We start from the raw sequence: 23,860 nt of genomic DNA on the forward strand, positions 1-23,860 counted from the left end.
CCCAGATCCAGCGCCTGACTTCAGGATCCCATCCTAGGCCATGACCTACGTCCTGGGTTCCGGCCTCCGCCGGAATGAGCGGGTTTAAGCCGAGAGCGCCTCGGGCCCCTCGCCCTCGCCGGCCACCAGGCGGGCGATCTCGGCCAGGAGTTGCAGGGGCGAGAAGGGCTTGGGCACGAAGCCGTTCATGCCGGCGGCGTGGTAGCGCTGCTGGTGGTGGGTCATGACGTCGGCGGTCAGGGCGATCACCGGGGTCTGGGCCGCCGAGCCGCCGAGCGCCCGGATTCGGCGGGTGGCCTCCAGGCCGTCGATGCCCGGCATGTTCACGTCCATCAGGATCAGGTCATAGTCGTCGGCGATCACGGCCTCGACGGCCGCCTCGCCGCAGTCGGCCTCGCGGGCCTCGGCGCCCAGGGCCTCCAGGGATTTCACCCCCACCAGGCGGTTGACGCGATTGTCGTCAACGACCAGCACCCGCAAGCCTTCCAGCGGGGCGTCGCCGAAGGCGTTCACGGCGGTGGAGGGCGGCGCCTCGGCGACCGGGGCCGCGACCTCGAACCAGAAGGTGGAGCCCTCGCCCTCGACGCTGTCGAAGTCCATGTCGCCGCCCATCATGCGGGCCAGGCTGCGGGAGATGGCCAGGCCCAGACCGGTGCCGCCGAACCGGCGCGTGGTGCCGACATCGGCCTGCTGGAAGCGGTCGAACAGCGAGGCGCGGGCCGAGGCGGGAATACCGATGCCGGTGTCCTGGACCTCACAGCGCAGGCGGCGCGGGTCACCGTCTACATAGGAGAGGCGCACCGAAACCCCGCCCTCCCCGGTGAATTTCACGGCGTTGCCAATGACGTTGAACAGGCACTGGCGCAGGCGGACCGGATCGATGGCGGCGTAACCCAGCCCTTCGGCGGCGACGTGCAGGTACACGCCCTTGTCCTCGGCCTGGGGCCGGATCAGGGCCGCGACGCTGTCGGCCAGGGCGGCCAGGTCGACGGGGACCGGCGCCAGGTCGAGCTTGCCGGCCTCCATCTTGCTGAAGTCCAGCACGTCGTTGATCAGCTGGGCCAGCATCTGGCTGCAGGCCACCGCTTCCTGCAGCATGCCGGCGCCTTCCGGCGTCAACGGCTCGCGTTCCAGCAGGTGCAGGATGCCCACCACCCCGTTCATCGGGGTGCGGATCTCATGGCTGACCGAGGCCAGGAAGTCGGACTTGGCGGCGGTGGCGGCCTCGGCCGCCTGGGTCGCCTCGGCCAGGGCGAGTTCCTGACGCTTCTGGTCGTCGATATCGATCATCAGGCCGACGCAGCGGATCGGGTCGCCACCGGTGTCATGCTCGACCTCTAGGTAGAACCGGACCCAGATCGGGCCAGCGCTGCGCATCAGGCGCACGTCCACCGGGGCGATCTGGTCCTGGCGCTCGGCGCGGACGTTGAGGTCGCGGGCCCTGGCCTGATCGTCGGGGTGGAACATGCCGAAGGGATTAGCCTTCGCTCCACTCAGCAGATCCTGACCCACCAGGGCGCGCAGTTCCGGGGAAAGCCAGAAGGACCGTTTGGCGTAGTCGAATTCGAAGACCCCGGCGTTGGCGGCGTTCAGGGCCAGTTTGAGCCGCTGGGTGCTGGCCGTGGCCTCGTCGCGGGCTTGCGCCTGGGGGGAGATGTTCTGGCTGATGCCGTACATCTCGTAGCGGCCGCTCGGGGTCTGCTTGCCGGCGCGATAGAGCACGCGCAGATGCTTCCAGCCGCCCTCGGCGGTGCGATAGCGCATCTCCGCCTCGGCCTGGCCGCCCAAGCGGGTCACGCGTTCGCGGATTTCCCGGTCCTTGGCCTGGTCATCCTCATGCTGGATCTGTTCGAGGACTTCGGTGGGCACGCCCTCGGTGGACTCCGCCCAGCCGAAGGCGAGCTCGCTGGAGAAGAAGTAGATGTCCCGGTCCGGATCGTAGAGCCAGGTCCCCACCTCGGCGTCGGCCATGAGCTGGTCGCGCATGCTCGAGGCGTTGAGGGCGGCGTCCAGCATCCTGTGCTCGGCGGTGACATCTATCAGCAACACCAGGCCACCCGCGCTATGGTCGGCGCGCACCCAGCGGGCCTCGCCATAGGTCTCAAGCCGGTAGGCGTTGGCGGCGGGGCGGGTTTCGGTGGCCGCGGCGTCCAGCAGGGCGCCCAGGTGACGGCCGACCAGGTCGTCCGCCGGCGCGCCCAGCAGTCGGGCGAAGTCGCGATTGGCGGCGGCGATCTGTCCGCCGGCATCCAGCAGCGCGGCGGCCACAGGGAGGCCATCAAGCATCGCGTGCAGCGCTGAGGGAGCGGAAGCGTCAGGACCGGACATTGGGCCAGAGTGTCAAATCAGACTTAACGACCCGTTCGCGCGCCGCTCCCGCCCCGCTGCATTTCGCCGCTGGCTTTACTCTGTCGCCATCCGACGCGCGTAGCAGGCGTCCCGGGCGCCCGCGACGCCGCCGCCGAGACGTTAAAGTCGACGCTAGCCGAGATTATCGGCCGGCCCCAGTCCCAAGCCACCTGAAAATTCGCCAGCTCACTTGAATATCTGGAGGGGGCCGACCGTCCGATATTGTCTATTTGCGCGGCGACATCTGGCGAGAGACTCATTTCGTCGGACGCACGACAAGATATGTGAAATAATCGACTTACCGTCAGGAAATACGTTTGGCTCTGGCGGCAGAGAGACTCGGGCCCACGCCCATGCTCCCGCCACGCGCGAAGGAGCTATTGTTTGTCTCATCGCCCCGACTCCAGTCTCAGCCTCGCCCTGGCGGTGGTCGCGTCGTCCGACTCGCCCCTGCTGCTGTTGGACGGCGAACTGCGGGTGATCGCGGTCAGCACCTCCTTCCTGCGGGCCTTCGGGATCGACCGGGATCGTGCGGTGGGCCAGCCGGTCACCGCGCTTGGCGACGGCGAGTGGGCCGTGCCGCAACTCACCTCCCTGCTGACCGCCACCCTGTCGGGCGCGGTGATCGAGTCCTACGAGATGGATCTGCGGCCCCCCGGCGGCGCCCGCGCCCTGGTGCTGCACGCCCAGACCCTGGACTATGGGGACGTCGACAATCCCCGCCTGCTGCTGAGCGTGAGCGATGTCACAGAGGCCAGGCTCACCGCCCAGCACGACGCCGACAGCCTGAAGCACAAGGACAACCAGCTGCGCGAGAAGGCGATCCTGCTGCGCGAGGTGCAGCATCGGGTCGCCAACAGCCTGCAGATCATCGCCAGCGTCCTGCTGCAGAGCGCCCGCAAGGTGCAGTCGGACGAAACACGCGCCTATCTGAAGGACGCCCACAACCGGGTGATGTCCATCGCCACGGTCCAGCAGCAGCTGGCCACCACGAGCCTGGAGGCCGTGATGCTGCGGCCCTACCTCATCCAGCTCTGCCAGAGCCTGGCCGCCTCGATGATCCGCGACCCGCACCAGCTCTCGGTGTCGGTGACCTGCGACGACAGCGTCGTCGACGCCAATGTCTCGGTCAGCCTGGGCCTGATCGTCACTGAGTTGGTGATCAACGCTCTGAAGCACGGCTTCCCGGGCCACCGGCACGGCAAGATCCTGGTGGACTACGAGTCGGAGGGCGAGGCCTGGACGCTGTCGGTGCGCGACAACGGGGTAGGCATGCCCAAGGACGCCGAGGCCTCCAAGCCCGGCCTGGGCACCAGCATCGTCGAGGCCCTGGCCAACCAGCTCTGCGCCGGGGTACGGGTCACCGACGCCCATCCCGGCACGGCGATCGCGATCATCTGCTCCGGCCTTACCCCCCTCGACGCCGCGCCGCGGCCCGAGCCAACGACACAAGCGCTCTGAGCGCCCAAAGGACACACCATGAAGGTCTATCCCAGCACCCGCCCCGCCGACCAGGGCGCCCCCGCCGGCCTAAACGATCCCCGCTCCACGGGCCGCGCCTCCGAGACCAAGCCGCAGGCCAAGACCCCCATGCAGCCCCACGGCCAGCGCCGCTGACCGGCGCCTGCGCGGTGGGCGCCGCGCCACGGCCGGCGGCCTGACAACGAAGGTTTACATTCTGCGGCCCGCGAACCTGTTATCCCGCATCCGTTAAGGCGCGGGGGCGGGCCAGGACCATGAAGACGATCGCGGTGCTGTCCCACAAGGGTGGGTCAGGAAAGACGACGGTGGCGGTGAACCTGGCCATCGCCTGGCGAGCCCTGGGCGCGCGCACCATCCTGGCCGACGCCGATCCAGTCCGCTGCGCCTCCGACAGCCTGCGAAAACGGTCCGACCACAGCTCGCTGGTGGTGGAGACCTCGGCGGCCAAGCTCGACGCGCTCGCCTATGTCAGCGGCAAGGGCGGCTGTGACGTGCTGATCATCGACACCCCCGGCGGCCCCGACAGCGGCATGATCGAGGCCATGAAGGTGGCCGACCTCTGCATCGCCGTCTCGCGCCCGACCTATCTGGACGTGGCCGCCACCCTGCGGACCGTCGAGGTGGTGCGGCGGCTGGGACGCCAGGGGGTGGTGCTGTTCAACCAGTGCCCGCCCCGCCGCAACGGGGTGGAGTCCGCCGTTGTCAGCGGGACCATGGACATCCTGAGGCGCGGCGGGCTGGAGGTCTGTCCATTGGCCTTGCAGACCCGGGCCGCCTACCAGCGGTCCATCGCCCAGGGGCAGGGGGTCGGCGAGTACGAGCCCGGCGGCAAGGCCGACGCGGAGATCGCCGGCCTGCTGGCCTATGTTCAGGCCAAGACCGAGGACGAGGGCCGCGAGCGGGCGGCCAACGATTAGGACCACGCGATCTCCAGCCGGCTCGGGACGATTTCTCGTCCGCCGCCCCGCGCGTCAGGCTAGGGTCTAGGCTCCGGAGGACGATGACCATGGCCGACCAAGACCCGCCCGCCGAAACCCCGATTCAGCGCGCCCTGCGCCTGAAGAAGGAGGCCCTCGACGCCAAGCCGAAGGATCCCCGCGGGGGCCGCTTCCAGCGCGAGCGCGCGGCCGCCGCCAGGTCGTCGTCGAAGTCCAAGCCCTGGATGGCGCGCTAGAAGTTAGAGCCTCTGACGTCCCTAGGCGTCGTCCCCGGCTTCCACCACGCCGCGCAGGTGGGCGAGGAATTCATCGCGCTCGGGCTGGGTGAAGGCCTGGCCCAGTTCCTGGGTGGCCTCGGCCAGGCTGTACTTGCCGTCGCTGAAACGCAGCAGGACGCTCTCGATATAGCGGTCGAGGAGGACGCGGTCGGGGCCGGTGAGATTATGGGTCATGCCGCCACCCTGCGCCCGCGCTCGCCCACGCGCTATGCGCTGGATCAATTGGCCAGGGTCGGCGCCTCGTAGGCGAAGAGGGTGGAGCGGTCGTCGTCGGGCATGAACCAGGCCCTGACACCGGTGGCCGTGGCCTCCACATAGGTCGGGTTCTGAGTCATGGGCCGCCCCGAGGGCGACCAGAGCGCAACCGGCGCCTGCCAGACCGGGCGGTGATCCTTGACGATCTCCAGCCCGCCGAGGGTCAGGCCGCCGCCCTTGGGCGAGCGATAGTCGGCCAGGCCAGAGCACAGCATCGCCCCGCCGCCCAGGCCATGGCAGTCCTGGTAGTCGATGTAGCTGGAAGGGTTGCGCGCCACCTTGGGCGTCCCGGCCCTGCCGCCGGGGGTCAGCTTCCAGGTGTAGAACCGCCGCCCGCCCCAGGAGACGCCCTGCAGCAGGCGGGTCCTGCGGTCATAGCTCACCGCCCCGATGTGGTCGGCGACCCGCAGCACCTCCGTGGCCTTCAGGGTCTGCGGATCGACGCGGTAGACGATGGCGGCGCTGCCGGGGCGGTACTGCGCCACGCTGACCCACAGGCTCTCGCCATCGAAATCGATGCCGCCCGGATGATAGGCGTCCCCCTCCCCCAGCACGACCTGGCCCAGCAGGCCGCCGTCGGCCGACATGCGGAACAGGTGGCCGACGCCGGCGCCGGGGCTGCGCCCCCCGGTCGCGCCGGCCAGGCGGGCGGGATACTGCTTCACCTCGACGGAGGAGACGAAGAACTCGCCGCCGATCTTCACCATCCCCTGGGGATGGAAGGTGGGGAACTGGACAGGGACGGCGGCGGTCTGGGTCCAGGCCGTGGCCCGGTTCAGCTGGATCAGGCGATCGGCCAGGGTCGGCGCGGGGGCGGCCCCCAGCAGGCAGATGATGACGGGAAGCAGCAGGCCGAGCCGCCGCAGGGCGCCCGGCCTCATCGACCCCGCCAGCGCAGCCGCCAGCCGAAGACCCCGGCGCCCAGCAGGATAACGGCCCAGCCGATGGCCAGGACCACCAGGGTCCGCCGGGCCTCCAGCAGCACCATGAGGTTGTCGACATTGCCCGTGCGCCAGAACACCCACTCGCCGGCCAGCCGGGTCGCCAGCGCCTCGTCACCTGTCTCCAGCACCACGATCCCGTCGCCGCTGGCCGGATCGAAGCGCGCGGCGGTGTTGATGGCCGGGAAGTTGTTGCCGTCATGGCCGGCGATGAAGTCGCCGGCCTCGTTGGGCGCGTAGAGCACCAGGCCCAGGCCCCAGATGTCGGCGCCGTACTGGGCGGCGTGGGGGCGACGCATCTCCGCCAGGGTCGAGGGCCTGAGCACGCCCCGCCCCGCCGGAGTTCCATCCGTACCCGGCCGGTGCGCGGCGATCAGCCGGGTGAGGTCGGCCGCCGAGGTGTAGAGCGACGCCGCCCCCGTCGCCGTGAACCGGTAGTGGATCGCCTTGGTCCCGCCCGGGCCATAGATCTCGGCGACATTGGCGGGCCAGGGCTCGGGCAGCAGGAAGGTGGACCGGGTCATGCCCAGGGGGTCCAGCACCGCGCGCCGCATATAGGCGGCGAAGGGCTCGCCGGTGACGTCCTCGATCAGCAGCTGCAACAGGGTGTAGCCGCCGCCGGAATATTTCCACCCGGCGCCCGGCTGGAGCCCCGCCTTGACCGCGCCCTCGGCGTGCGGCGAGGCGTCGGCGGCCCGCGTGAGAGACGCCACCAGGGGCTGGACCGGCTGGCCGGGCGCGAACCCCGCATAGCCCAGTCCGTCGGTGAGGCCCGCCGTGTGGCTGAGCAGCCGGCGCACCGTCACCTGGCGGTTGTCGAATTCGCTGGGGGGCAGCTTCCAGCGTGAGAGATAGGTGTCCACCGGAGCGTCCAGATCGACGCGGCCGGCGTCCACCAGGGTCATGACCCCGAGCGCGGTGATCCATTTGCTGAGCGAGGCCACCTGGAACAGGGTGTCACGGTCCACGGGCGCGCCCTTGGAGGCGAAACGCTCGTGCACGGGCCGGCCCTGCTCGATCAGCGTGAAGGCCAGGTTGCCGGTGGACTCCGCGGCGATCATCCGGTCGGCCGCCGCGGCGAAGGCGGCGGTGTCACCCTGCGGCGCCAGGGGCCGCCGCCACCATCCCTCCAGGGTCCCCGCCCCGAAGACGACGGTCCAGACCGCCAGCACCCCAAGGGTGGCGACCCCAAGCAGGATCCAACGGCGCATCGGCGTGACCTCCCCAAGCTTGACCCTTGTTACCCGAGTTGGGGTGCGGCGTCAGGAGGGGTGGGGGGCCCTATGGGGATCGTCAGCGGACAGGAGACCCCGAATCGAATCCAACAGCTGAAGGAAAGGCGCGCGCCCGCAGACATACCGAAGCTCGATCGCCGCGCCTGATGTGAAGCTGGACCACACTTAGCCAAACCGCCAAACGGTGCGCACAACCGGCGCCACATGCCCGCCCGGTCCAGATTCCTCCGGTCAGATTCCTCAGAATCGCAGTTCCAGGCCCATCCCCACGGTGATCGGCCTCTGGGGTGTGATCTGGCGGGTCGCGCCCTGGGCGAAGGGATTGCCATAGGCGAAGGTGTCGCCTCGGCTGTTGGCGGGATTGTCGACGAACACTGATACTCGCCAACGGTCGGTATAGAGGGCCGCCGCCGCCCGTCCTGCGCCATAGTCGCCCATGCTCGGGGCCGCGACAGCATGAAACGTCAGGCGCGAGGGCCCAACATAGGCATAGCGCGCATCAAACGCGCTGGTGAGGCCGTCCTTCAGCGGGTGCTCGTAGTGGATCTCGACGCCGCCGGAGAACCGCGGCACGCCATCGAGCGGGCCATCGGAGGGGCCGGCCGCCTCGGCCGCCGCCCATGTCCGCTCAGGATCATTGAGCGTCAACTGGGCGCCGAGATGGAGGCGTCCCGTGACGTAGATCGCCTCAAGCTCCAGACCCATGTTGCGTCCCCGGCCGAGATTGTCGGTGTAGGGCAGGCCGACGCCCAGGAACTCGTCGGCCTGTACATTGACCCACTTGGCTTGAAAGAGCGCGGCCCGGGCGACCAGGCGACCCTCCAGCCAACTGGTCTTGGCGCCGGCTTCATAGCTCCAAAGCTCATCACCCTCGAACTTGCGGTAAGGCCTTGGCCCGGAGCCCGGGCCGCCAAACACCTGGCCATTGGCCCCGCTGGTGTTGAATCCTCCGGAGCGATACCCCTCCGCCGCCTGCAGATAGAAGAGGGTGCGGGCGGTGGGATGGAAAGCCAGGACCGCCTTTGGCGCCCAGCGGGTGTCGGCGAGCTTGCCTGAGAAGGTCGCGCGTGCGCCTGGGGCCGGAGAGAGGACGACGGCTTGAGCCGCGATCCTCGTTCGCGCGACCCGCCCGCCGAACGTGAAATCCAAGGACCGCGACAGCGGCCAGGTCAGTTCGCCGTAGATCGCCAGCTCATCCTGCTTGTCGATTCGGGTCTCGTCGTAGACGACCGAACCGGGACCGGAGGGCGAGGCGCTGAGAAGGAGCCGGACGTCCTGTTCGCCCTGCGCCACGAAGAGACCAGCCAGCCAATCCACCTTCGATGTATCGGGCGAGGTCAGGGTCAACTCGTGGATGACCGATTCAATCCGGTTGTCATCGTCCAGCGCCGCGGCGCCAACGGCGCCGCCGGTGATGGCCGGCAGGGCCCGGGACGCGTCATATCGGCTGATCACCTCGTGGCGAACGAGGGCGCTGGTCCACTTCAAACGCCCCCAGTCGAACCGCCCATCAAGCGAGACGAAGGCCTGGGTGAAGTCATTGTCGTGAGGTTCGCGAACCTGATTCGCGCGCGTGAAGGGCTCCAGGCCGCCCTGGGCGTATTGGGTGTCGTCGGAGTCATTCCGCTGATCGGTGAGACCGGCGTCGAGACGCCAGTTGTCCGTCAGCCGGGCCCGCGCCTGGACGCGCCATCCTTTCCGAACGCTGTGATTGACGTTGGTAACAGCCAGGCCCACGTCATCGATATAGCCGCCGTCGGTCTCCTTGTAGGCGACTGCGCGAACCGCCAATCGACCGCCAATGAGCGGCATGTTCACCATGCCCTCGACGACGCTGCTGGCGTCTCCGCCCTGGGTGGTCGCGGCGCTCGTGAACAGCCACCCCGCCGACTGCTCGAGGTCTGGAGCCTTGGTGACGATCCGGAACACGCCCCCCATGGAACCGGCGCCGTAGAGCGAACCCTGGGGACCGCGGAGAATCTCCACGCGCTCGACGTCCACCAGGCGCAGATCGGGGTCCGGGGCGTTGTAGGTGAGCCGGACATCGTCGAGCTGGACCGAGACCATAGACTGGGCACGCCCGGTCAGGGGGCCATCGGAGAGCCCCCGAATGAAGATCTTGTTGCGCCCCGGCCCTAGGTTGGTGACCGTCACCGCCGGGCTCATAAGGGCGATCTCCGACGCGCCGCGCGCATCGGCTCCCTCAATGGTCTCGCCGGAAATGACGCTCACCGAATAGGGTAACCTGCCCGCCGAGGCCGTGCGCTTGGTCGCCGTCACCACGAGTTCGTTCACCAGGACGGGCGCGGTGTCCGGGGGCGAGACCCTGGCTTGGGGGGGGTGGAGCGGCTGGGTGCGTGGCGGCGCTCGCACGATCTCGATCGTTTGCGGATCAATAATCCGGAAGCTGCAGCCCGTCCCCGCCAGCAGGCGGGTCAGGCCATCAGAGAGGTTGAAGCGCCCGACAAGCGGATTGCCGGTGGGGCGGCAATTTGCGGCGGCTCCTGTGCTGATCGACACCTTGGCCTGGATTGCAAAGGTCACCAGGGCGGCCTTCAGCCCTGTGGTGGGAATTTTGAACGCCACCTTGGGCGCCGCCGCCTGGGAGGCCGCGGGCATCGCCGCGATCGCGCAGACCATCCCGGCGATCGACCAACCCGTCGCGCGCCTTCCTGCGGGGACCTGGCGTGTCACGTCAGCGGCGGTCGGGCTTGGACGCGATCGTGATGTGGCGTTCGCCGTGACGCACGTTGATGGGAAGAAACTCGGACAGTTGCGCCAAGACGGCCTCCTGATCTCGCAGCTCGATCACGCCTGAGAACCTGAAGTCTGCCGCAGTCGTGTCCGCGAACGTGACTTGCGTTCCGAAGCGACGATTCAGGTCAGCGACGATCTCACCTAGACGTCGCTCATCGCAGACAAGACGCCCCTGCGTCCAGGCGAAAGCCGCATCCGGATCGACCTTCGAGCGTTGCGAGACGCGCGTTCCCTCCGTATGTCGCAGGGTGTCTCCCCCCCTGAGGCGGGCGATGGGCGTCGGGCCCAGGACCGGCTGGCGAACCTCCACCACGCCGCGGCGAACGCTCACCACCACGGTCTGGTCATAGTGAGCGATGTTGAACTCGGTGCCGACCACTCGGACCTGCTGATCCCCAACCGAAATGATGAAGGGCCGGTTCGGGTCCTTGGCGACTCCGAAGGCCGCCTCGGCCTGCGCCATCTCCACCCGCCGGGTGCGCCATCCAAGGCGCACGCTCATTCGGGAGCCCCCGTTTAAGCGGATATGGCTACCGTCGGAGAGGGCGATCTCACGGGTCTCGCCGACGTCGGTCTGGTAGACCGTCTCAGTCCCCTGAGACGCCCGCCAGACCAGGGGCGAGACCACCAGCACGGCCGCGGCGGCGGCAAGCGCCGCGACGAAGCCCCCTCGTCGCGGGCCGTCACGGCGCGGACGAAAGGCGAGAACCTCTCCCGTACTCGGCGCCAGGCGCGGCGCGATCTCGCCGGCCCGGTCGCTGATCTCGGCGGCCAGGCTCTCGACGGCCTCAAAGGCGACCTGATGATCCTCTGACACCTCCAGCCAGGCCGTGAGCGCGACCCAGTCCTCGCCGGTGGCGGTGTCCGACTGGACGCGCACAAGCCAGGCGACCGCCTCGTCGCACAGGGCGTCCGTCGCGCTCCGGTCGGTGCGGACGCTCATTTCCGGTTCGGCTTCCTGGTGGTGTTCATCATGGCTCTCGCCCCAAAGACGCCACAAAAGCCCAGGCGCCTCCAATAAATCTTCGAGCTCATCGTCCCACCTTGGTCAGGATCCGCTTGAGGCTGGCCATGATGTGCTTCTCGACGCTGGATCGGGAGATCTTCATGGCCGCGGCGGTCTCGGCGTGGCTGAGGCCCTCCAGCTTGTGCAGGCGGAACGCTTCCCGCACCTGGGGCGGCAGTTCATTGACCATGTCGACGATCTGGTTGAGCCGCTGGCGGGCGGCCAGGGCTTCGTCGGCCGGCGGGGTCTCGGAGATGTCCTCCCCGCCGGTCCTACTGGTGTGGACGTCGCGCCAGGCCGCGTCCCGGTGACCGGCGCGCCGAGCCTGCTTGATGCGGTCGAGCATGAGGTTCGTGCCCAGCCGGTAGAGGTAGGCGGCCGGATTGCCGATGTCCTCCGGCGGGCGTCCTGAGATCTTCAGATAGATATCCTGGACCAAGTCCTCGGCGGCCTCCTCCGAGCGCAGCCGGACGCGGAAATAGCGCACCAGCTCGGCACGCCGCTCCAGGTAGGCGGCCAACAGGGGATCGCGATCGTCCAAGGCGGGGCTGACATCCTTCGACCTGAGGGCTGGCGCGCGCGACGGCGAACTCGGCGTGCGCCCGCGATCTTCCCCATGCCGCCGCACCGCGCAATCCCAAACTTGAAAGGCGGTTTGGAGGGCGCGCCGTCAGTACCAGTTGAAGGGCCTTGGCGCGCCTACCGGAGGCGAACCCCGGAAGAGGGTTCAGCGACCCCCCTGTTGTTGCAGCAGTTCGCCCCGAAGCTGACCCGGCGCTCGTCGTTGCGAGGCGCCCTGAAGGATTCAAGCGCTGGCCGCGCTGCGATGGGCTGGAAGCCTCAAGATCGAGCGTCGGCCGCTCCGGACCTGTCCGCCCGAGCCGCACTTACGATTCCATTGAGGTGCTTTCCAGAGCCCGTCGTCATTTCCATCGAGGACGCGCAAGAGGCGCAATCCCACGATAGCGAGATAGGGAGACGACATGTCCGCCAACATCAACGAGCGCGAAGACGACGATCGCGAAGACGACGCCAACGACACGGAAAACACGGTTCGCACCGGGTCTGTCGTCAGCCAGGCGCATGACCACAGCGACGATGACTCGCATGGAACGGTCAGCGGAACTGATGATCACTCGACCACGATCGACGGTTCGGCGGGCGATGACGCCCTGGAGGGCTCGGAGTTGAGCGACCACATCAACGGTCGCGAAGGCGAGAACCACCTGAACGGAAACGACGGCGACGACGATATCCTCGGCGGATCGGGGACCGATCACATCAATGGTGGGATCGGTATGGACACGGTGCGGGGCGGCGACGGCGAAAATCATCTGCGCGGCGACGACGGTGACGACTCGATCGCAGGCGGCCGCGGGTTCGACGACATCAATGGCAATGTCGGAAGCGACACAGCGCACGGCGGCGAGGGCGACGACTGGGTGGTGGGCGGTAAGGACAATGACGCAGTCTACGGCGACGCCGGCGACGACATTGTCTATGGCAATCTCGGCGATGATACGGTTGCTGGCGGCGCGGGCGCCGACTTGATCCGCGGCGGACAGGGCGACGATAATGTGTCCGGCGACGATGGTGATGACTGGATGTCGGGAGACCGCGGCAGCGACACCCTCAGCGGTGGCGCGGGCGCCGACACCTTCCACTTCTTCAGCGGCGCCAGTGTGGATGTCGTGACCGACTTCTCGGCCGCCGAAGGCGACCACGTGCAGCTCGATCCGGGGACAATCTACACCGTTCACCAGACCGGCGCCGATGTGACCATCGACTTGGCTGGCGGCGCCGATCACATGGTCCTGCAGAACGTCCAGCTTTCGAGCCTGCCGGACGGCTGGATCTCCGCCTAGCAGGCTGTTGAAATATTGCCCTATTCTGCGTATCAGCCGCCTCCCTTTGAATGGGTATCAGCGACGTGGTCCGCAGAGTGTTCCGCTGTCACCGTGGCTTGGACGTGAGCGCTGCATCGCCGCCCGCTCATTCCTCGCGGTTGCGGAGGAGCCACCCAGTTCCAAATCGCTTGCAGTCCATCCGCGAGGCGAAGGGGGCTACGGCTACATCCGGGAGTATTATTGGGTCCTTGGAGCCAAGAGCCGGGTGAGGGCAGAGGGATCCTAGGTGGCCTGCGTAGGGGAAGGCCCCTTGATTGCCGGGCCGCGAAGCCATCGCGCCACCAAATAGGTGAGTCGTCGAGTACGCAGATGCAGTGTTATCGGAAGTCTTCAGGGTAAAGTTGATTGAATACTATTAGTTATGGGTGGCGATGACAAAACGTACTGCGGCTCGAGGTGCGATGGCGATCTAGCAAACGACGCTAAGCCGCGACACGGTCCTTGCCGCCCAGCCCTTCGATAATCGGGCAGTCAGGGCGCTTGTCGCCGTGGCAGCTGCGCACCAGGACCCGCAGCGTGTCGCGGAGTTCCGTCAGCTCGGCGAGCTTGCGGTCGATCTCTGTCAGCTTGGCCTTGGCGATCGCCTTCACGCTCGCGCTCTCGCGATCCTTGTCGCTGTAGAGCGACAGGAGCTGCCGGCATTCCTCGACCGAAAAGCCGAGGCTGCGTGAGCGCTGGAGGAAGCGCAGGCGGTGCACGTCAGACATCGAGTAGTCCCGATAGCCATTGCCCGCACGGTCGGCCTGCAGCAGGCCGATGTCCTCGTAGTAGCGGATCGTCTTGGCCGACAGGCCCGATTTTTCCGCTGCGTTTCCAATGTTCATGAGGCGATTTCCATCTGACTTCGGTCAGCATAAAGGTTCTAGTTAGTGGAAGGTCAAGGGCGAGCCGAGGGGATTAGCCGCCGGCGGCCAACACAGGCGCGGCGGCGACGCGCACCGGCGCCTTGAAGCGCTTCAGCCGCATGGCGTTGCCCAGCACAAAGACACTCGAGAGGGCCATGGCGCCGGCCGCCAGCATCGGTGACAGCAGCGTGCCGCTGATGGGATAGAGGACGCCCGCAGCCACCGGAATCAGGCTGGCGTTGTAGGCGAAGGCCCAGAACAGATTTTGGCGGATGTTGGCGATGGTCGCCTTTGACAAGGCGATCGCGTTGCTCACGCCCAGCAAGTCGCCGGACATCAGCACCACGTCAGCGCTCTCGATGGCCACGTCCGTGCCTGTGCCGATGGCGACGCCGACATCGGCCTCGGCCAGGGCCGGAGCATCGTTGATGCCATCGCCGACGAAGGTCACGGCGCGGCCGCCGGCGCGCAGGCGCTTGATGGCCTCGACCTTGCCGTCCGGCAGCACTTCGGCGACCACCTCGTCGATGCCGAGTTGGGCGGCGATGGCCTCCGCCGTGCGGCGGTTGTCGCCGGTGATCATCGCCACCTTGAGGCCCATATCATGCAGGGCGCGGATGGCCTGCGGCGTGGTCGGCTTGATCGGGTCAGAGACGGCGATCACGGCGGCCAGCTGGCCGTCTATGGCGGCGTAGAGCGGGGTCTTGGCCATCTCGCCCATGCGGACAGCGGTCTCGGCGAACGGCCGCACGTCGATACCCAGCTGAGCCATGTGGCGGTCTGCGCCGACAGCGATGCGATGGCCGCGGACCGTGGCGTTGACGCCATAGCCGGGCACGGCATCGAAGGCGCTGACCTCGTCGAGGGCGAGCCCTTCGGCCTGGGCCGCGGCGACGATGGCCCCCGCCACAGGGTGTTCGGACTGTCCCTCGACGGCGGCGACCAGCGATAGGACTTCAACGCGCTCAAAGCCTTCAACGACTTCCAGATCGGTCATCACCGGCTTGCCGGCCGTGAGCGTGCCGGTCTTGTCCAGCGCAACCACCTGGACAGACTTCAGCGACTGCAGCGCCCCGCCGTTGCGGAACAGAACCCCCAGTTCGGCGGCCCGGCCGGTGCCGACCATGATCGAAGTCGGCGTGGCGAGCCCCATGGCGCACGGGCAGGCGATGATCAGCACCGCCACCGCATTGACCAGCGCGAAGGCGACGCCCGGCTGCGGCCCGAAGACCAGCCAGACGACGAAGGTCAGGACAGCCGCGACCATGACCGCCGGCACGAACCAGGCGGTGACCCTGTCGACCAGGGCCTGGATCGGCAGCTTGGAGCCCTGCGCGGTCTCCACCATGCGGATGATCTGGGCGAGCAGCGTGTCCGCCCCGACCTTGGTGGCGCGATAGGTGAAGCTGCCGGTCTTGTTGATCGTGCCCCCGATCACCTCGGCCCCTGCCGCCTTCATCACCGGGATCGGCTCGCCGGAGATCATGGCTTCGTCGACGAACGACGAGCCGGACAACACCACGCCGTCGACGGGAACCTTGTCGCCCGGGCGCACCTGGATGACATCGCCGGCGGTGACGTCCTCGAGCGCCACGTCGACGAATTCGCTGTTTCGCTCGACCCTGGCCGACTTGGCCTGCAGGCCCATCAGCCGCTTGATCGCCTCGCTTGTGCGCCCCTTGGCCTTGGCCTCGAGGACGCGGCCCAGCAGGATCAGGGTGATGATCACCGCCGAGGCTTCGAAATAGACGTTGGCTGTCCCGGACGGCAGCACCGCCGGCGAGAAGACGGCGACCACCGAATAGGCCCAGGCGGCCGTCGAGCCGAGCACCACCAGCGAGTTCATGTCAGGCGCCAGGCGCGCCAGGGCCGGCACGCCCTTCCTGTAGAACCGCAGGCCCGGACCGAACTGCACGATCGTCGCCAGCACGAAGAAGGCGATATAGAGCGGTCGCTGGCCCAGGGTCATCGCCAGCCAATGATGTAGCGCCGGGATTGCGTGCGCGCCCATCTCGAGCACGAAGATCGGCAGGGTCAGCAGCCCGGCGATTCCGAGATCGCGCTTCAGGTGAGACATCTCGCGGTCGCGGGCTTCCTCCCGGCTGTCGGTGGCGGCGCCAGCGCCGCTGCGACGAGGCTCATAGCCCGCCTTGCGGATGGCCGCGTCGATGGCCGCCCGGGGCGCGTCGCCGGCCAGGGTTTCGATCGTGGCGCGTTCGGTGGCGAGGTTGACCGAGGCCTTGAGCACGCCGGGGACCGCAGCGATGGCGAGCTCGACACGGCGTACGCACGAGGCGCAGGTCATGCCCTCGATCTCGACGTCCGAGGTTTCAACGGGAACCTCATAGCCAGCCCCCTTGATCGCGGCGATCACTCCTGCAGCGTCAGGTCGGACCCCGGCGTCGAAGGTGACGTCGGCGGCTTCGGTCGCAAGGTTCACGGTCGCGGCGGCCACGCCCGGCGCCTTGGCGATGGCGAGCTCGACGCGGCGCACGCAGGACGCGCAGGTCATACCGGCGATCGGGAAGTTTTGTCTGACCGAGACGCCGGCCAGATTGAAGGGAGCGTTCATGGAACTGGTCCTCTGAGTATCTTTCGACCAGAGGTCTAATTCTTCCAGTCACTGGAGGGTCAATGGGGTGTTCCAGATTTCTCGTCTCGCCCTAAGCCATGGAAAATACAAACCAAAAATACACTTCTTCGCAGCCCGGGCGATTTGCGGATGGCCATGAAGACTTCAATGGAAAGGCGCTTGACCCTCCAGCCGATGGAAGCCCGACAGTGACTCCGCGGCGCTTTGCCGTCCTGCAAACGAGGAGTTTGAATTGCTGAACCTAAAGGTCCCGGACATGACTTGCGGCCATTGCGAGGGCGTTGTCACCCGAGCGGTGCATAGCGTCGATTCCAGCGCCACGCTCACCATCGATCTGCCGTCGCAGACGGTGTCGATCATCACCTCGGCGGACCACGCCGAGGTGATCCAGGCGATGGACGCGGCCGGCTATCCCGCAGAGCCGAACTAGGCCGCCCACGAGCAGGCAAGGGCGGCGCGAAGGGGTTGCACCCCGAGCGCCGCGCCTTGTCGCAAACGCCCGGCGCCCCTCGGAACGCCTTCGGGGCAGCCTCGCCTGATCACAGGAAGATTCCCATAGCAGGAAGGTCAGGGCGTGGTCAGAACCACGTCCGCACCCCGACCACGAAGCGGGTCGTCTCGACGTCATGCCCGGCATCGCGGACGAAGTCCGCGGACCGGCCAAAGGCGCGCTCGTAGGACACGCCGACGTAGGGCGCGAACTCGCGGCGCACCTCGTAACGCAGGCGCAGCTCGAACTCGCCCTTGGACAGACCCGAGCCAATCTCGCTCCGCGGAATGTCCTGCGCTGCGAATTCGAGTTCCGCGCGAGGCTGGAACACCAGCCGCTCGGTGAGCCGGAAATCGTAGCTGCCCTCGACGCGGCCGAGCAGATCGCCCGTCTCGGACAGGAAGAGCGAGCCCTCGGCCTCGAACCAGTAGGGGAACATCGCGTCAACGGCGACGACAGCATAGGCGCGAGAGCGCGGCTCCAGGTCGTAGCGGAGCCCAACCTGCAGGTCCGTGTAGCGGGCGACGGCGCGGGAATAGAGCAATTGCACTTCCGCGGCTTCGACGCCTTCGCCGGACTGACCCTCACCCTCGGTTTTGAACGCGACCCGGTTAAGGTCGCCGCCGTACCAGCCTTCGACTTCCCAGCGGTAGCCGTTCCCGTCGGGCGCCCATTCAAGCAGGTCGGCCTGAACCTTGGAGACGCGCGAACCGCCGTGTTCGCCGGCGAGAACGGCGCGGGCGCGCCGCATTGGTCCGGCCCCGAAGACGGGGTCAGCCAGCGCGTCGGTGATCGCAGGCGGCGCCGCCGCCATCCCGACGGGAAGGTCCGCGCCGGTCTGAGCCTCGCGTGCGGCGTCCATCGCATGCCCGGCGTGCGGGTCGGCCGGCGCTTCGGGCATGACGTGCCCGGCGTGCGGATCGGCCGGAACCTGGGACGATGGCATATGATGGCCCGCGTGTGGGTCGGCGGCAGCTGCTGGCTGCGGCGGCATCACATGTCCAGCATGCGGGTCCGTAGCGGGTGGCGCCGTCGGCGGCGGCGCTTGAGGCTTAGCCGGTGTGCTCGGTTGCGCGGGCATGACGTGACCGGCGTGCGGATCGGCGGGGCCCTGCGCCAGGGCGGCGCTCGTCGAGCTCACCATGGCAAGAGCGAAGACAGATAGCCGGATCATGCCGCGGATCCTTGCGCCGGTCGCACCTTGAACACTTGGAACATGCCAGCGTGCATGTGGTAGAGCATGTGGCAGTGGAAGGCCCAATCGCCTGCCTCGGCGGTCATGTCGAAGGTCACCTTTCCGCCGGGCGCCACGTTGACGGTGTGCTTTCGGGGCATGTGTCCCACGGGACCATGCACCAGCTCGAAGAAGTGCCCATGCAGGTGAATCGGGTGCGTCATCATCGAGTCGTTGACCAGGGTGATGCGCACACGCTCACCTGACCGGAACGCGTAGGGCGGCGGGTCCTCACTGAACTTCCAGCCGTCGAATCCCCACCAGAAGCGCTCCATGTTACCGGTCAGCCGGATCTCCAGGGCGCGCTCGGGCGGCCTGGTGTCGGGGTTCGGTTCCAGGGCGACCAAGTCCTTATAGACCAAGACCCGGTGGCCCACGCTTTCGAGGCCAAGGCCGGGCTCGCCGGTGCGGTCCATCGGCATCGGCGCGATCATCTGCACGCCAGGACCCTTCTTGATCTGGGGCGCCTTCGACCAGTCGAGCATGTCCATCTTCATGCCTCCCATATCGCCCATGACATCGGAGCCGCGTTGACGCGGCGGCGCCATGCCAGGCGGCGGTGTGGCCGCCATCGCCTGGTGATCCATCCCGGGCATGCCGGCGTGGTCCATTCCAGCCATGGCGCCGTGGCCGCCATGCGCCGACATGTCCATGCCCATATCTCTCATCGTCAGGATGGGCCGCTCGCGTAGGGGCGGGACCGCGGCGCTCATCCCGGCGCGCGGCGCCAGGGTGGCGCGCGCCATGCCGGATCGGTCGATGGACTCGGCGACCAGGGTGTAGGCGCGGTCTTCGGTTGGCCGCACGATGACGTCGTAGGTTTCAGCATTGCCGATCTGGAATTCGTCCACCTCGATCGGACGCACATTCTGGCCGTCCGCCGCCACGACCGTGAGCTTCAGGCCCGGAATGCGGACATTGAAGATCATCTGGGCCGCGGCGTTGACGAAGCGCAGCCGCACCCGCTCGCCGGGAGTGAAGAGCCCGGTCCAGTTGTCCTTGGGACCATGGCCATTGACCAGGAAGGTCTGCGCCGAGCCGGTGACGTCGGAGATGTCCGTGGGGTCCATGAGCATCTTCGCCCACTCGACCCGCTCGGCGAGCGTCTGGTCCTTGCCCGACAGCAGGCCCGCGATCGTCTGGCGCTGGTAGTTGAAGACCCCGGCCTGCTGCTTCAGTCGCTTGAAGATCAGGTGCGGGTGCATCTCGCTGTGATCGGCGAGCACAATGACATGCTCGCGTTCGGCGACGACCGGGTCGGGCCTGGCCGGCTCGATCACGATCGGCGCGTAATGGCCCTCGGCTTCCTGGAGCGCGGAGTGGCTGTGATACCAGTAGGTCCCCGACTGGATGACCGGGAACTCGTAGACGAAGGTCTCCCCAGGCGGGATGCCGGGGAAGCTCACGCCGGGCACGCCGTCCATCTGAAACGGGACGAGGAGGCCGTGCCAGTGGATGGAGCTCTCTTCGTCCAATGTGTTGGTCACAGAAATCCGCGCGCGCTGGCCTTCCCGTAGCCGCAGCAGCGGACCAGGGACGGCGCCGTTGATGGTCACCGCATGCTGCGACTTCCCGTCGATGGTGACCGGCGTGTGGCCGATTGTGAGTTTGATGTCCTCACCCGACAGGGTCGGCAGGGTGGAGACCAGCCCCGGAGAGGCGCTGAGCGCCCAACTGGGAAGAAGCGCGCCAATAGCCGCGCCACCGCCCAGCAGGGCGGCGCCACGCAAGAGCGAGCGGCGGTCGAAGTCTGGCAAGCGGCGGGGCATGAAGAGGTCCTACGTCCTGAACTTCAACGGGGATGGGGCTTCCCCCGGCAGGAAGGTCAAGCGGCTTTCCACGGTGATACAAACGCACTCAGGCGAAGAACGGGCGCAGCTTCTCGCGCGCGGCGACGTTCAAAGACGCACCCCCAACCCTTCCACCAGAGAAATTCGCAGAGGTTCGTGCGCCACCTCGGTGTAAGCGGCGGGCTGAAGTCACCCCGGGACCGGTTCTTGTGGAGCGCTGCGGGCCGGAAATGACGAGGAGACGGCCGCGACAGGGTAGAATCTGTGGCGGCGATGCGTGGCGGCGGACGCAGTGCGCAGCGAGCAAATCGCTGACCTTCCACGCTTGTCCGATAAGAACAAAACATGTACAAATTTTATTGTGTCAGATGTGAACATTCCCAACGCGACGTCAGATCCGAGCTTCTTTGATGGCCGGCTGATGATCGACATCCTTGCTTGGGACTGGAACCTTCAGGTCGCAATTTGCGACCACGCAGTGACTCGGCCAAAGGCGCGATCCCTAGGCCTGGACTACGGTCGCGACTTCACCATCCACGGCCGCGTGCGCGCGCCCCGCGAGCACCGCGGCAAGTCCATCAAGGTGACCATGTCGCCGTTTGGTCCGAAGGTCCGGTTCGGACGTGGGGCCCTCCAGAACGTGGGCAAACTCACGATACTTCCGGAGGGCTCTGTATTCGAGTTTGAGGCGGTGCTGATGTTGCCGGAGGAGGCGATCGCTTCTACCGCCTCGTCTCTGGCGTCGACCTGGAAACACCTCCAAATCAAGATTCACGACGTGAGACCGAGCGGCGCCGAAGCTTCCGCCTACTTCTTCCAGGCCAGCATTCATCCGAACCTTGAGGCTTGGGCGAATGCTGACTGAAGCGCGGCTAGACTGTCTCATCGAGCTGCGTGGCTACGACGGCGGGCTCGGCCTTATGCCTTGCCCGCCATCGGTCCCGAAGGCGCACCGTTTTCAAGGTGGTCTGATCTACTCTCGCATGATTGAAATCGAGGGTCGTGTGGTTGCGCCTGAAGGCTTGGCCGGCCGCCGAATGCGCATCTGGCTAGACCAACTGGAGGGCTGGCACTTCAGTCGAAGTGAGCCGCCCCACATCGGCGACATCTGCGATCGAGCGGGGGAGCTTCCAGGGGGCGGCCTGGAGACCACGCTCTACATTCCCAAAGATGCGTGGCTCACAGCCACTATTTGCTTGAGCACAGTCTGGCGCCATCTCAGGCTGACGGGAGCCGATGGCGACGGTCGAAGCATGCGGCTCGTCGACTTCTCATTCTCGTCGGACGATCCACAGCTCCCTTGAGGATGCGCTATTTCCGATGCCGGCCGAACCGCCTGGAATGCCGGGGCATTTCGGCTTCCAATAAGCTGAGCTAGATCAGCGCATTATGCTTGGCGGAGAGGGTGGGATTCGAACCCACGGTACCGGTAAAGGTACGCCGCATTTCGAGTGCGGTGCTTTCGACCACTCAGCCACCTCTCCGGAGCCGTCTGGAGGCCCTGAAGAAAGGGCCCGCCGAGCGAGGGCGGAACCTACTCATACGGCCCCGGTGGCGCAAGCCCGTCTGGCGACTGAGTTTTCAGTCCTCGCCGGGCAGGACCACGACGCCGTCCGGGTCGGCGTGCAGGACATCGCCGGGGACGAAGACCACGCCGCCGAAGGCCACGGGGGCGTCGACGATGCCGTCGCCGCGCTTGACGCTGCGGATCGGCACCGAGCCCAGGGCCTTCACGCCGATATCGAGCGTCTCCAGGATCGGGGTGTCGCGGACGGCGCCGTAGACCACGATCCCGGCCCAGCCGTTCTTGACCCCGTCGGCGGCCAGCATGTCGCCCACCAGGGCCATGGCCAGAGAGCCGCCGCCGTCCACCACCAGGACGCAGCCCTCGCCGGGTTCGGCGAGCGTGGCCTTCACCAGGGAGTTGTCCTCCCGGCAGCGGACGGTGCGGATGGGGCCGGAGAAGGCCTTGCGGCCGCCGTAGTCGCGGAACTGGACGAGGCAGACCTCGACCTCGTCCTCGTGGTCGTCGCAGAGGTCGGCGACGCTCTTGGCGGGCTTCTGGGCGGGATTGTTCATGCGGTGAGCGCCACGCCTTTGTAGTCGTCGCGCAGTTCGCGCTTCAGCACCTTGCCGATGTGACTGCGGGGCAGGCTGTCCACCAGGATCAGGTCGGCCAGGCGCTGGGTCTTGCCGAGCTTGCCGTTGGTCCAGGCCTTGAGCTCGTCCGCCGTCACCGTGGCGCCGGGCTTCAGGGCCACGAAGGCGACCGGGGTCTCGCCCCACTTGTCCGACGCCACCCCCACCACGGCGGCCTCCAGCACCTGCGGGTGCTGGATCATCTCGGCCTCGAGGTCGGAGGGATAGATGTTGAAGCCACCGGAGATGATCATGTCCTTCTTGCGGTCCATGAGCGTCAGGAAGCCGTCGGCGTCGAACACGCCGACGTCGCCCGTGCGGATGTAGCGAAGGCCTTCGGGCGAGTACCACTCGGCCTCGGAGGTCTTGCCCGGCTGGTTATGGTAGCCGACCATCATGGCGCCCGAGCGTCCGACGACCTCGCCGATCTTGCCCTGGGGCACCTCCTTGAGGTCCTCGTCGATCAGGCGGATGTCGTGGCCCGGCAGGGGCCGGCCGACGGTGTGCAGCTTGTCGGGGAACTCGTGGGCCGCCAGGCCGCAGGAGCCGCCGCCCTCGGTCATGCCGTAATATTCGATCAAGCCGCCGGGCCAGCGCTTCAGCACGTCGGCCTTCAGGGCCGCGGCGAAGGGGGCGCTGGTGGAGAACTTCATCACGTAGCTGGAGAGGTCGTAGCTGTCGAAGTCCGGCCGCTCCATCAGCCGGCGGTACTGCACCGGCACCAGCATGGCGTGGGTGGCGCGGTATTGCTGGGAGAGCTTCAGGAACTGCTCGGCGTCGAACTTGGGCATCAGCACCGCCGTGCCGCCGTTGGAGAGGGTGGGCAGGTAGGAGACGAGCGTGGTGTTCGAATAGAGCGGGGTGGAGATCATGGTCACCGCGTCCTCGCGATAGACGCCGCGCCGGATCTGGCCCCAGCGCATCTGGTGCGGCTGGACGATGCCCTTGGGCGTGCCGGTGGTGCCCGACGAATAGATGATGTTGAAGGCCTGTTGCGGGGTGACGGTCACCGGCTTGGGCTTGGAGCCTTCGGGGGCCAGCCATAGCGTCAGCGGGATACCGGCGTCGGAGCCGTCCAGGGCGACCCGCTGGGCGGTGATCTGGTCGGCGACGCCGGCCAGCGCGTCGGACACGCCCTTGTCGAGGAAGAAGACCTTGGCCCCGCAGTCCTTCAGCATCCCCACCAGGCCTTCGGGGGTGGAGGACGGGGCCAGGGGCGCGACGGCGGCGCCGGCCCGCAGGATGCCGAAGAAGGTCGCGCCATATTCCACCGAGCTGGTGGCGCAGACCGCGGCGACGCCCTGGTTCTCGACACCCTCGCGCTGAAGCGCCGTGGCCATGCGGTCCATGAAGGCGTCGAGCTGGCCGTAGGTCATGGTGGATTTGGCGTCCACCAGGGCGTGCTTGTCGGCCCGTTCCTTGGCCTGCTGCCCGATCACCTCGGCCAGCGTCCCGAACTCCTGGCTCAGCATCTGTTCGACGGACATCGACGGCTCCCTACCCAAGGCTCAAATTTTGTCGGGCCGTCATAGCCACAAGGCCCCGGCTCCGCCAATCGAATATGGCGCTTGCCGAGACGATCTTCCGCGAGGGAAAATGGTGGCGACCCCGCAGCATAGGC

At 67.3% G+C, this 23,860-nt stretch carries 21 protein-coding genes and 1 tRNA gene; 8 read left to right on the top strand and 14 right to left on the bottom strand.

All coding sequences use genetic code 11. The features are described from left to right. Nucleotides 1-84 precede the first annotated feature (84 nt). Nucleotides 85-2,286 (bottom strand): ATP-binding protein, encoded by a 2,202-nt coding sequence (locus OCL97_RS12500; protein WP_377370343.1) that lies wholly within the window; start codon nt 2,284-2,286, stop codon nt 85-87. A 447-nt stretch (nt 2,287-2,733) separates the two neighbouring features. Here OCL97_RS12500 and OCL97_RS12505 point away from each other — a divergent pair, with 447 nt between their 5' ends. From OCL97_RS12505 to OCL97_RS12520, 4 genes are all read left to right on the top strand, one after another. Continuing rightward, a complete protein-coding gene (locus OCL97_RS12505; RefSeq protein WP_377370344.1) occupies nt 2,734-3,810 on the top strand; it encodes a sensor histidine kinase in 1,077 nt (358 codons plus the stop codon). Nucleotides 3,811-3,828: 18 nt separating this feature from the next. Beyond that, entirely contained in the window at nt 3,829-3,966 is a 138-nt protein-coding gene (locus OCL97_RS12510; RefSeq protein ID WP_304782683.1) for a hypothetical protein, read from the top strand. Between the two features lie 119 nt (nt 3,967-4,085). Continuing rightward, the gene (locus OCL97_RS12515; protein ID WP_377370345.1) at nt 4,086-4,748 is read left to right on the top strand and encodes an AAA family ATPase; all 663 of its coding nucleotides are present in this window, start codon (nt 4,086-4,088) and stop codon (nt 4,746-4,748) included. Nucleotides 4,749-4,837: 89 nt separating this feature from the next. Beyond that, entirely contained in the window at nt 4,838-5,005 is a 168-nt protein-coding gene (locus OCL97_RS12520) for a hypothetical protein (RefSeq protein ID WP_370690259.1), read from the top strand. Nucleotides 5,006-5,026: 21 nt separating this feature from the next. Here OCL97_RS12520 and OCL97_RS12525 read toward each other — a convergent pair whose 3' ends face one another. The 6 genes from OCL97_RS12525 to OCL97_RS12550 all read right to left on the bottom strand — a co-directional run bounded on the left by OCL97_RS12525 (nt 5,027) and on the right by OCL97_RS12550 (nt 11,782). Beyond that, nucleotides 5,027-5,221 carry a hypothetical protein gene (locus tag OCL97_RS12525; protein WP_304782673.1) on the bottom strand — a complete coding sequence of 65 codons (195 nt, stop codon included), beginning with the start codon at nt 5,219-5,221 and terminating at the stop codon, nt 5,027-5,029. A gap of 44 nt (nt 5,222-5,265) precedes the next feature. Next, entirely contained in the window at nt 5,266-6,183 is a 918-nt protein-coding gene (locus OCL97_RS12530) for a DUF6454 family protein (protein WP_377370346.1), read from the bottom strand. Next, nucleotides 6,180-7,454, bottom strand: a complete 1,275-nt coding sequence (locus OCL97_RS12535) for a serine hydrolase domain-containing protein (RefSeq protein ID WP_377370347.1) — start codon at nt 7,452-7,454, stop codon at nt 6,180-6,182. Before OCL97_RS12535 ends, OCL97_RS12530 begins: the two co-directional genes overlap by 4 nt. 264 nt (nt 7,455-7,718) lie before the next feature. Beyond that, nucleotides 7,719-10,097, bottom strand: a complete 2,379-nt coding sequence (locus OCL97_RS12540) for a TonB-dependent receptor (protein WP_377370348.1) — start codon at nt 10,095-10,097, stop codon at nt 7,719-7,721. Between the two features lie 76 nt (nt 10,098-10,173). Next, a complete protein-coding gene (locus tag OCL97_RS12545; protein WP_377370349.1) occupies nt 10,174-11,178 on the bottom strand; it encodes a FecR family protein in 1,005 nt (334 codons plus the stop codon). Between the two features lie 88 nt (nt 11,179-11,266). Then, a complete protein-coding gene (locus tag OCL97_RS12550) occupies nt 11,267-11,782 on the bottom strand; it encodes an RNA polymerase sigma factor (RefSeq protein ID WP_377370350.1) in 516 nt (171 codons plus the stop codon). Between the two features lie 442 nt (nt 11,783-12,224). On the opposite strand from OCL97_RS12550, the gene OCL97_RS12555 reads away from it, so the two are divergent. Then, complete coding sequence (locus OCL97_RS12555; RefSeq protein ID WP_377370351.1) at nt 12,225-13,106, top strand: calcium-binding protein; 882 nt, start codon at nt 12,225-12,227, stop codon at nt 13,104-13,106. A 464-nt stretch (nt 13,107-13,570) separates the two neighbouring features. On the opposite strand, the gene cueR is transcribed toward OCL97_RS12555, so the two are convergent. After that, nucleotides 13,571-13,972 carry a Cu(I)-responsive transcriptional regulator gene (cueR, locus tag OCL97_RS12560; RefSeq protein WP_304782664.1) on the bottom strand — a complete coding sequence of 134 codons (402 nt, stop codon included), beginning with the start codon at nt 13,970-13,972 and terminating at the stop codon, nt 13,571-13,573. Nucleotides 13,973-14,045: 73 nt separating this feature from the next. Further along, nucleotides 14,046-16,565, bottom strand: coding sequence for a heavy metal translocating P-type ATPase (locus OCL97_RS12565; RefSeq protein ID WP_377370352.1), 2,520 nt, complete (start codon nt 16,563-16,565; stop codon nt 14,046-14,048). Between the two features lie 253 nt (nt 16,566-16,818). On the opposite strand from OCL97_RS12565, the gene OCL97_RS12570 reads away from it, so the two are divergent. Beyond that, the gene (locus tag OCL97_RS12570) at nt 16,819-17,016 is read left to right on the top strand and encodes a heavy-metal-associated domain-containing protein (RefSeq protein ID WP_377370353.1); all 198 of its coding nucleotides are present in this window, start codon (nt 16,819-16,821) and stop codon (nt 17,014-17,016) included. 148 nt (nt 17,017-17,164) lie between these two features. Here the strand turns inward: OCL97_RS12570 and OCL97_RS12575 are convergent, their stop codons facing one another. Together OCL97_RS12575 and OCL97_RS12580 are read right to left on the bottom strand one after the other, a co-directional pair. After that, nucleotides 17,165-17,977, bottom strand: coding sequence for a copper resistance protein B (locus OCL97_RS12575; RefSeq protein WP_377370354.1), 813 nt, complete (start codon nt 17,975-17,977; stop codon nt 17,165-17,167). 269 nt (nt 17,978-18,246) lie between these two features. Further along, nucleotides 18,247-20,079 (bottom strand): copper resistance system multicopper oxidase, encoded by a 1,833-nt coding sequence (locus OCL97_RS12580; protein WP_377370355.1) that lies wholly within the window; start codon nt 20,077-20,079, stop codon nt 18,247-18,249. A gap of 298 nt (nt 20,080-20,377) precedes the next feature. Between OCL97_RS12580 and OCL97_RS12585 the strand changes: the two genes are divergently transcribed. Together OCL97_RS12585 and OCL97_RS12590 are read left to right on the top strand one after the other, a co-directional pair. After that, a complete protein-coding gene (locus tag OCL97_RS12585; protein WP_377370356.1) occupies nt 20,378-20,965 on the top strand; it encodes a hypothetical protein in 588 nt (195 codons plus the stop codon). Then, nucleotides 20,955-21,404: a hypothetical protein gene (locus OCL97_RS12590; RefSeq protein ID WP_377370357.1), complete on the top strand. Its 450-nt coding sequence runs from the start codon at nt 20,955-20,957 to the stop codon at nt 21,402-21,404. The genes OCL97_RS12585 and OCL97_RS12590 overlap by 11 nt, the downstream gene beginning before the upstream one ends. A 90-nt stretch (nt 21,405-21,494) precedes the next feature. Here the strand turns inward: OCL97_RS12590 and OCL97_RS12595 are convergent. The 3 genes from OCL97_RS12595 to OCL97_RS12605 all read right to left on the bottom strand — a co-directional run bounded on the left by OCL97_RS12595 (nt 21,495) and on the right by OCL97_RS12605 (nt 23,726). Continuing rightward, a tRNA-Ser gene (locus OCL97_RS12595) sits at nt 21,495-21,584 on the bottom strand. 97 nt (nt 21,585-21,681) lie between these two features. Beyond that, nucleotides 21,682-22,179 carry a ribonuclease E activity regulator RraA gene (rraA, locus tag OCL97_RS12600; RefSeq protein WP_310538781.1) on the bottom strand — a complete coding sequence of 166 codons (498 nt, stop codon included), beginning with the start codon at nt 22,177-22,179 and terminating at the stop codon, nt 21,682-21,684. Then, nucleotides 22,176-23,726, bottom strand: coding sequence for a class I adenylate-forming enzyme family protein (locus tag OCL97_RS12605; protein WP_377370358.1), 1,551 nt, complete (start codon nt 23,724-23,726; stop codon nt 22,176-22,178). The genes rraA and OCL97_RS12605 overlap by 4 nt, the downstream gene beginning before the upstream one ends. Nucleotides 23,727-23,860: the final 134 nt, after the last annotated feature.

This window comes from Phenylobacterium ferrooxidans, assembly GCF_042714595.1.
Taxonomy (GTDB): domain Bacteria; phylum Pseudomonadota; class Alphaproteobacteria; order Caulobacterales; family Caulobacteraceae; genus Phenylobacterium; species Phenylobacterium ferrooxidans.

Excerpts from the sequence above, each read along its gene's own strand:
- OCL97_RS12590 (WP_377370357.1), top strand. The coding sequence starts at position 20,955 with ATGCTGACTGAAGCGCGGCTAGACTGTCTCATCGAGCTGCGTGGCTAC.
- OCL97_RS12510 (WP_304782683.1), top strand. The coding sequence starts at position 3,829 with ATGAAGGTCTATCCCAGCACCCGCCCCGCCGACCAGGGCGCCCCCGCC.
- OCL97_RS12515 (WP_377370345.1), top strand. The coding sequence starts at position 4,086 with ATGAAGACGATCGCGGTGCTGTCCCACAAGGGTGGGTCAGGAAAGACG.
- rraA (WP_310538781.1), bottom strand. The coding sequence starts at position 22,179 with ATGAACAATCCCGCCCAGAAGCCCGCCAAGAGCGTCGCCGACCTCTGC.
- OCL97_RS12540 (WP_377370348.1), bottom strand. The coding sequence starts at position 10,097 with ATGCCCGCGGCCTCCCAGGCGGCGGCGCCCAAGGTGGCGTTCAAAATT.
- OCL97_RS12555 (WP_377370351.1), top strand. The coding sequence starts at position 12,225 with ATGTCCGCCAACATCAACGAGCGCGAAGACGACGATCGCGAAGACGAC.
- OCL97_RS12575 (WP_377370354.1), bottom strand. The coding sequence starts at position 17,977 with ATGCCCGAAGCGCCGGCCGACCCGCACGCCGGGCATGCGATGGACGCC.
- cueR (WP_304782664.1), bottom strand. The coding sequence starts at position 13,972 with ATGAACATTGGAAACGCAGCGGAAAAATCGGGCCTGTCGGCCAAGACG.
- OCL97_RS12580 (WP_377370355.1), bottom strand. The coding sequence starts at position 20,079 with ATGCCCCGCCGCTTGCCAGACTTCGACCGCCGCTCGCTCTTGCGTGGC.
- OCL97_RS12520 (WP_370690259.1), top strand. The coding sequence starts at position 4,838 with ATGGCCGACCAAGACCCGCCCGCCGAAACCCCGATTCAGCGCGCCCTG.
- OCL97_RS12605 (WP_377370358.1), bottom strand. The coding sequence starts at position 23,726 with ATGTCCGTCGAACAGATGCTGAGCCAGGAGTTCGGGACGCTGGCCGAG.
- OCL97_RS12545 (WP_377370349.1), bottom strand. The coding sequence starts at position 11,178 with ATGAGCGTCCGCACCGACCGGAGCGCGACGGACGCCCTGTGCGACGAG.
- OCL97_RS12535 (WP_377370347.1), bottom strand. The coding sequence starts at position 7,454 with ATGCGCCGTTGGATCCTGCTTGGGGTCGCCACCCTTGGGGTGCTGGCG.
- OCL97_RS12500 (WP_377370343.1), bottom strand. The coding sequence starts at position 2,286 with ATGCTTGATGGCCTCCCTGTGGCCGCCGCGCTGCTGGATGCCGGCGGA.
- OCL97_RS12525 (WP_304782673.1), bottom strand. The coding sequence starts at position 5,221 with ATGACCCATAATCTCACCGGCCCCGACCGCGTCCTCCTCGACCGCTAT.
- OCL97_RS12565 (WP_377370352.1), bottom strand. The coding sequence starts at position 16,565 with ATGAACGCTCCCTTCAATCTGGCCGGCGTCTCGGTCAGACAAAACTTC.
- OCL97_RS12530 (WP_377370346.1), bottom strand. The coding sequence starts at position 6,183 with ATGAGGCCGGGCGCCCTGCGGCGGCTCGGCCTGCTGCTTCCCGTCATC.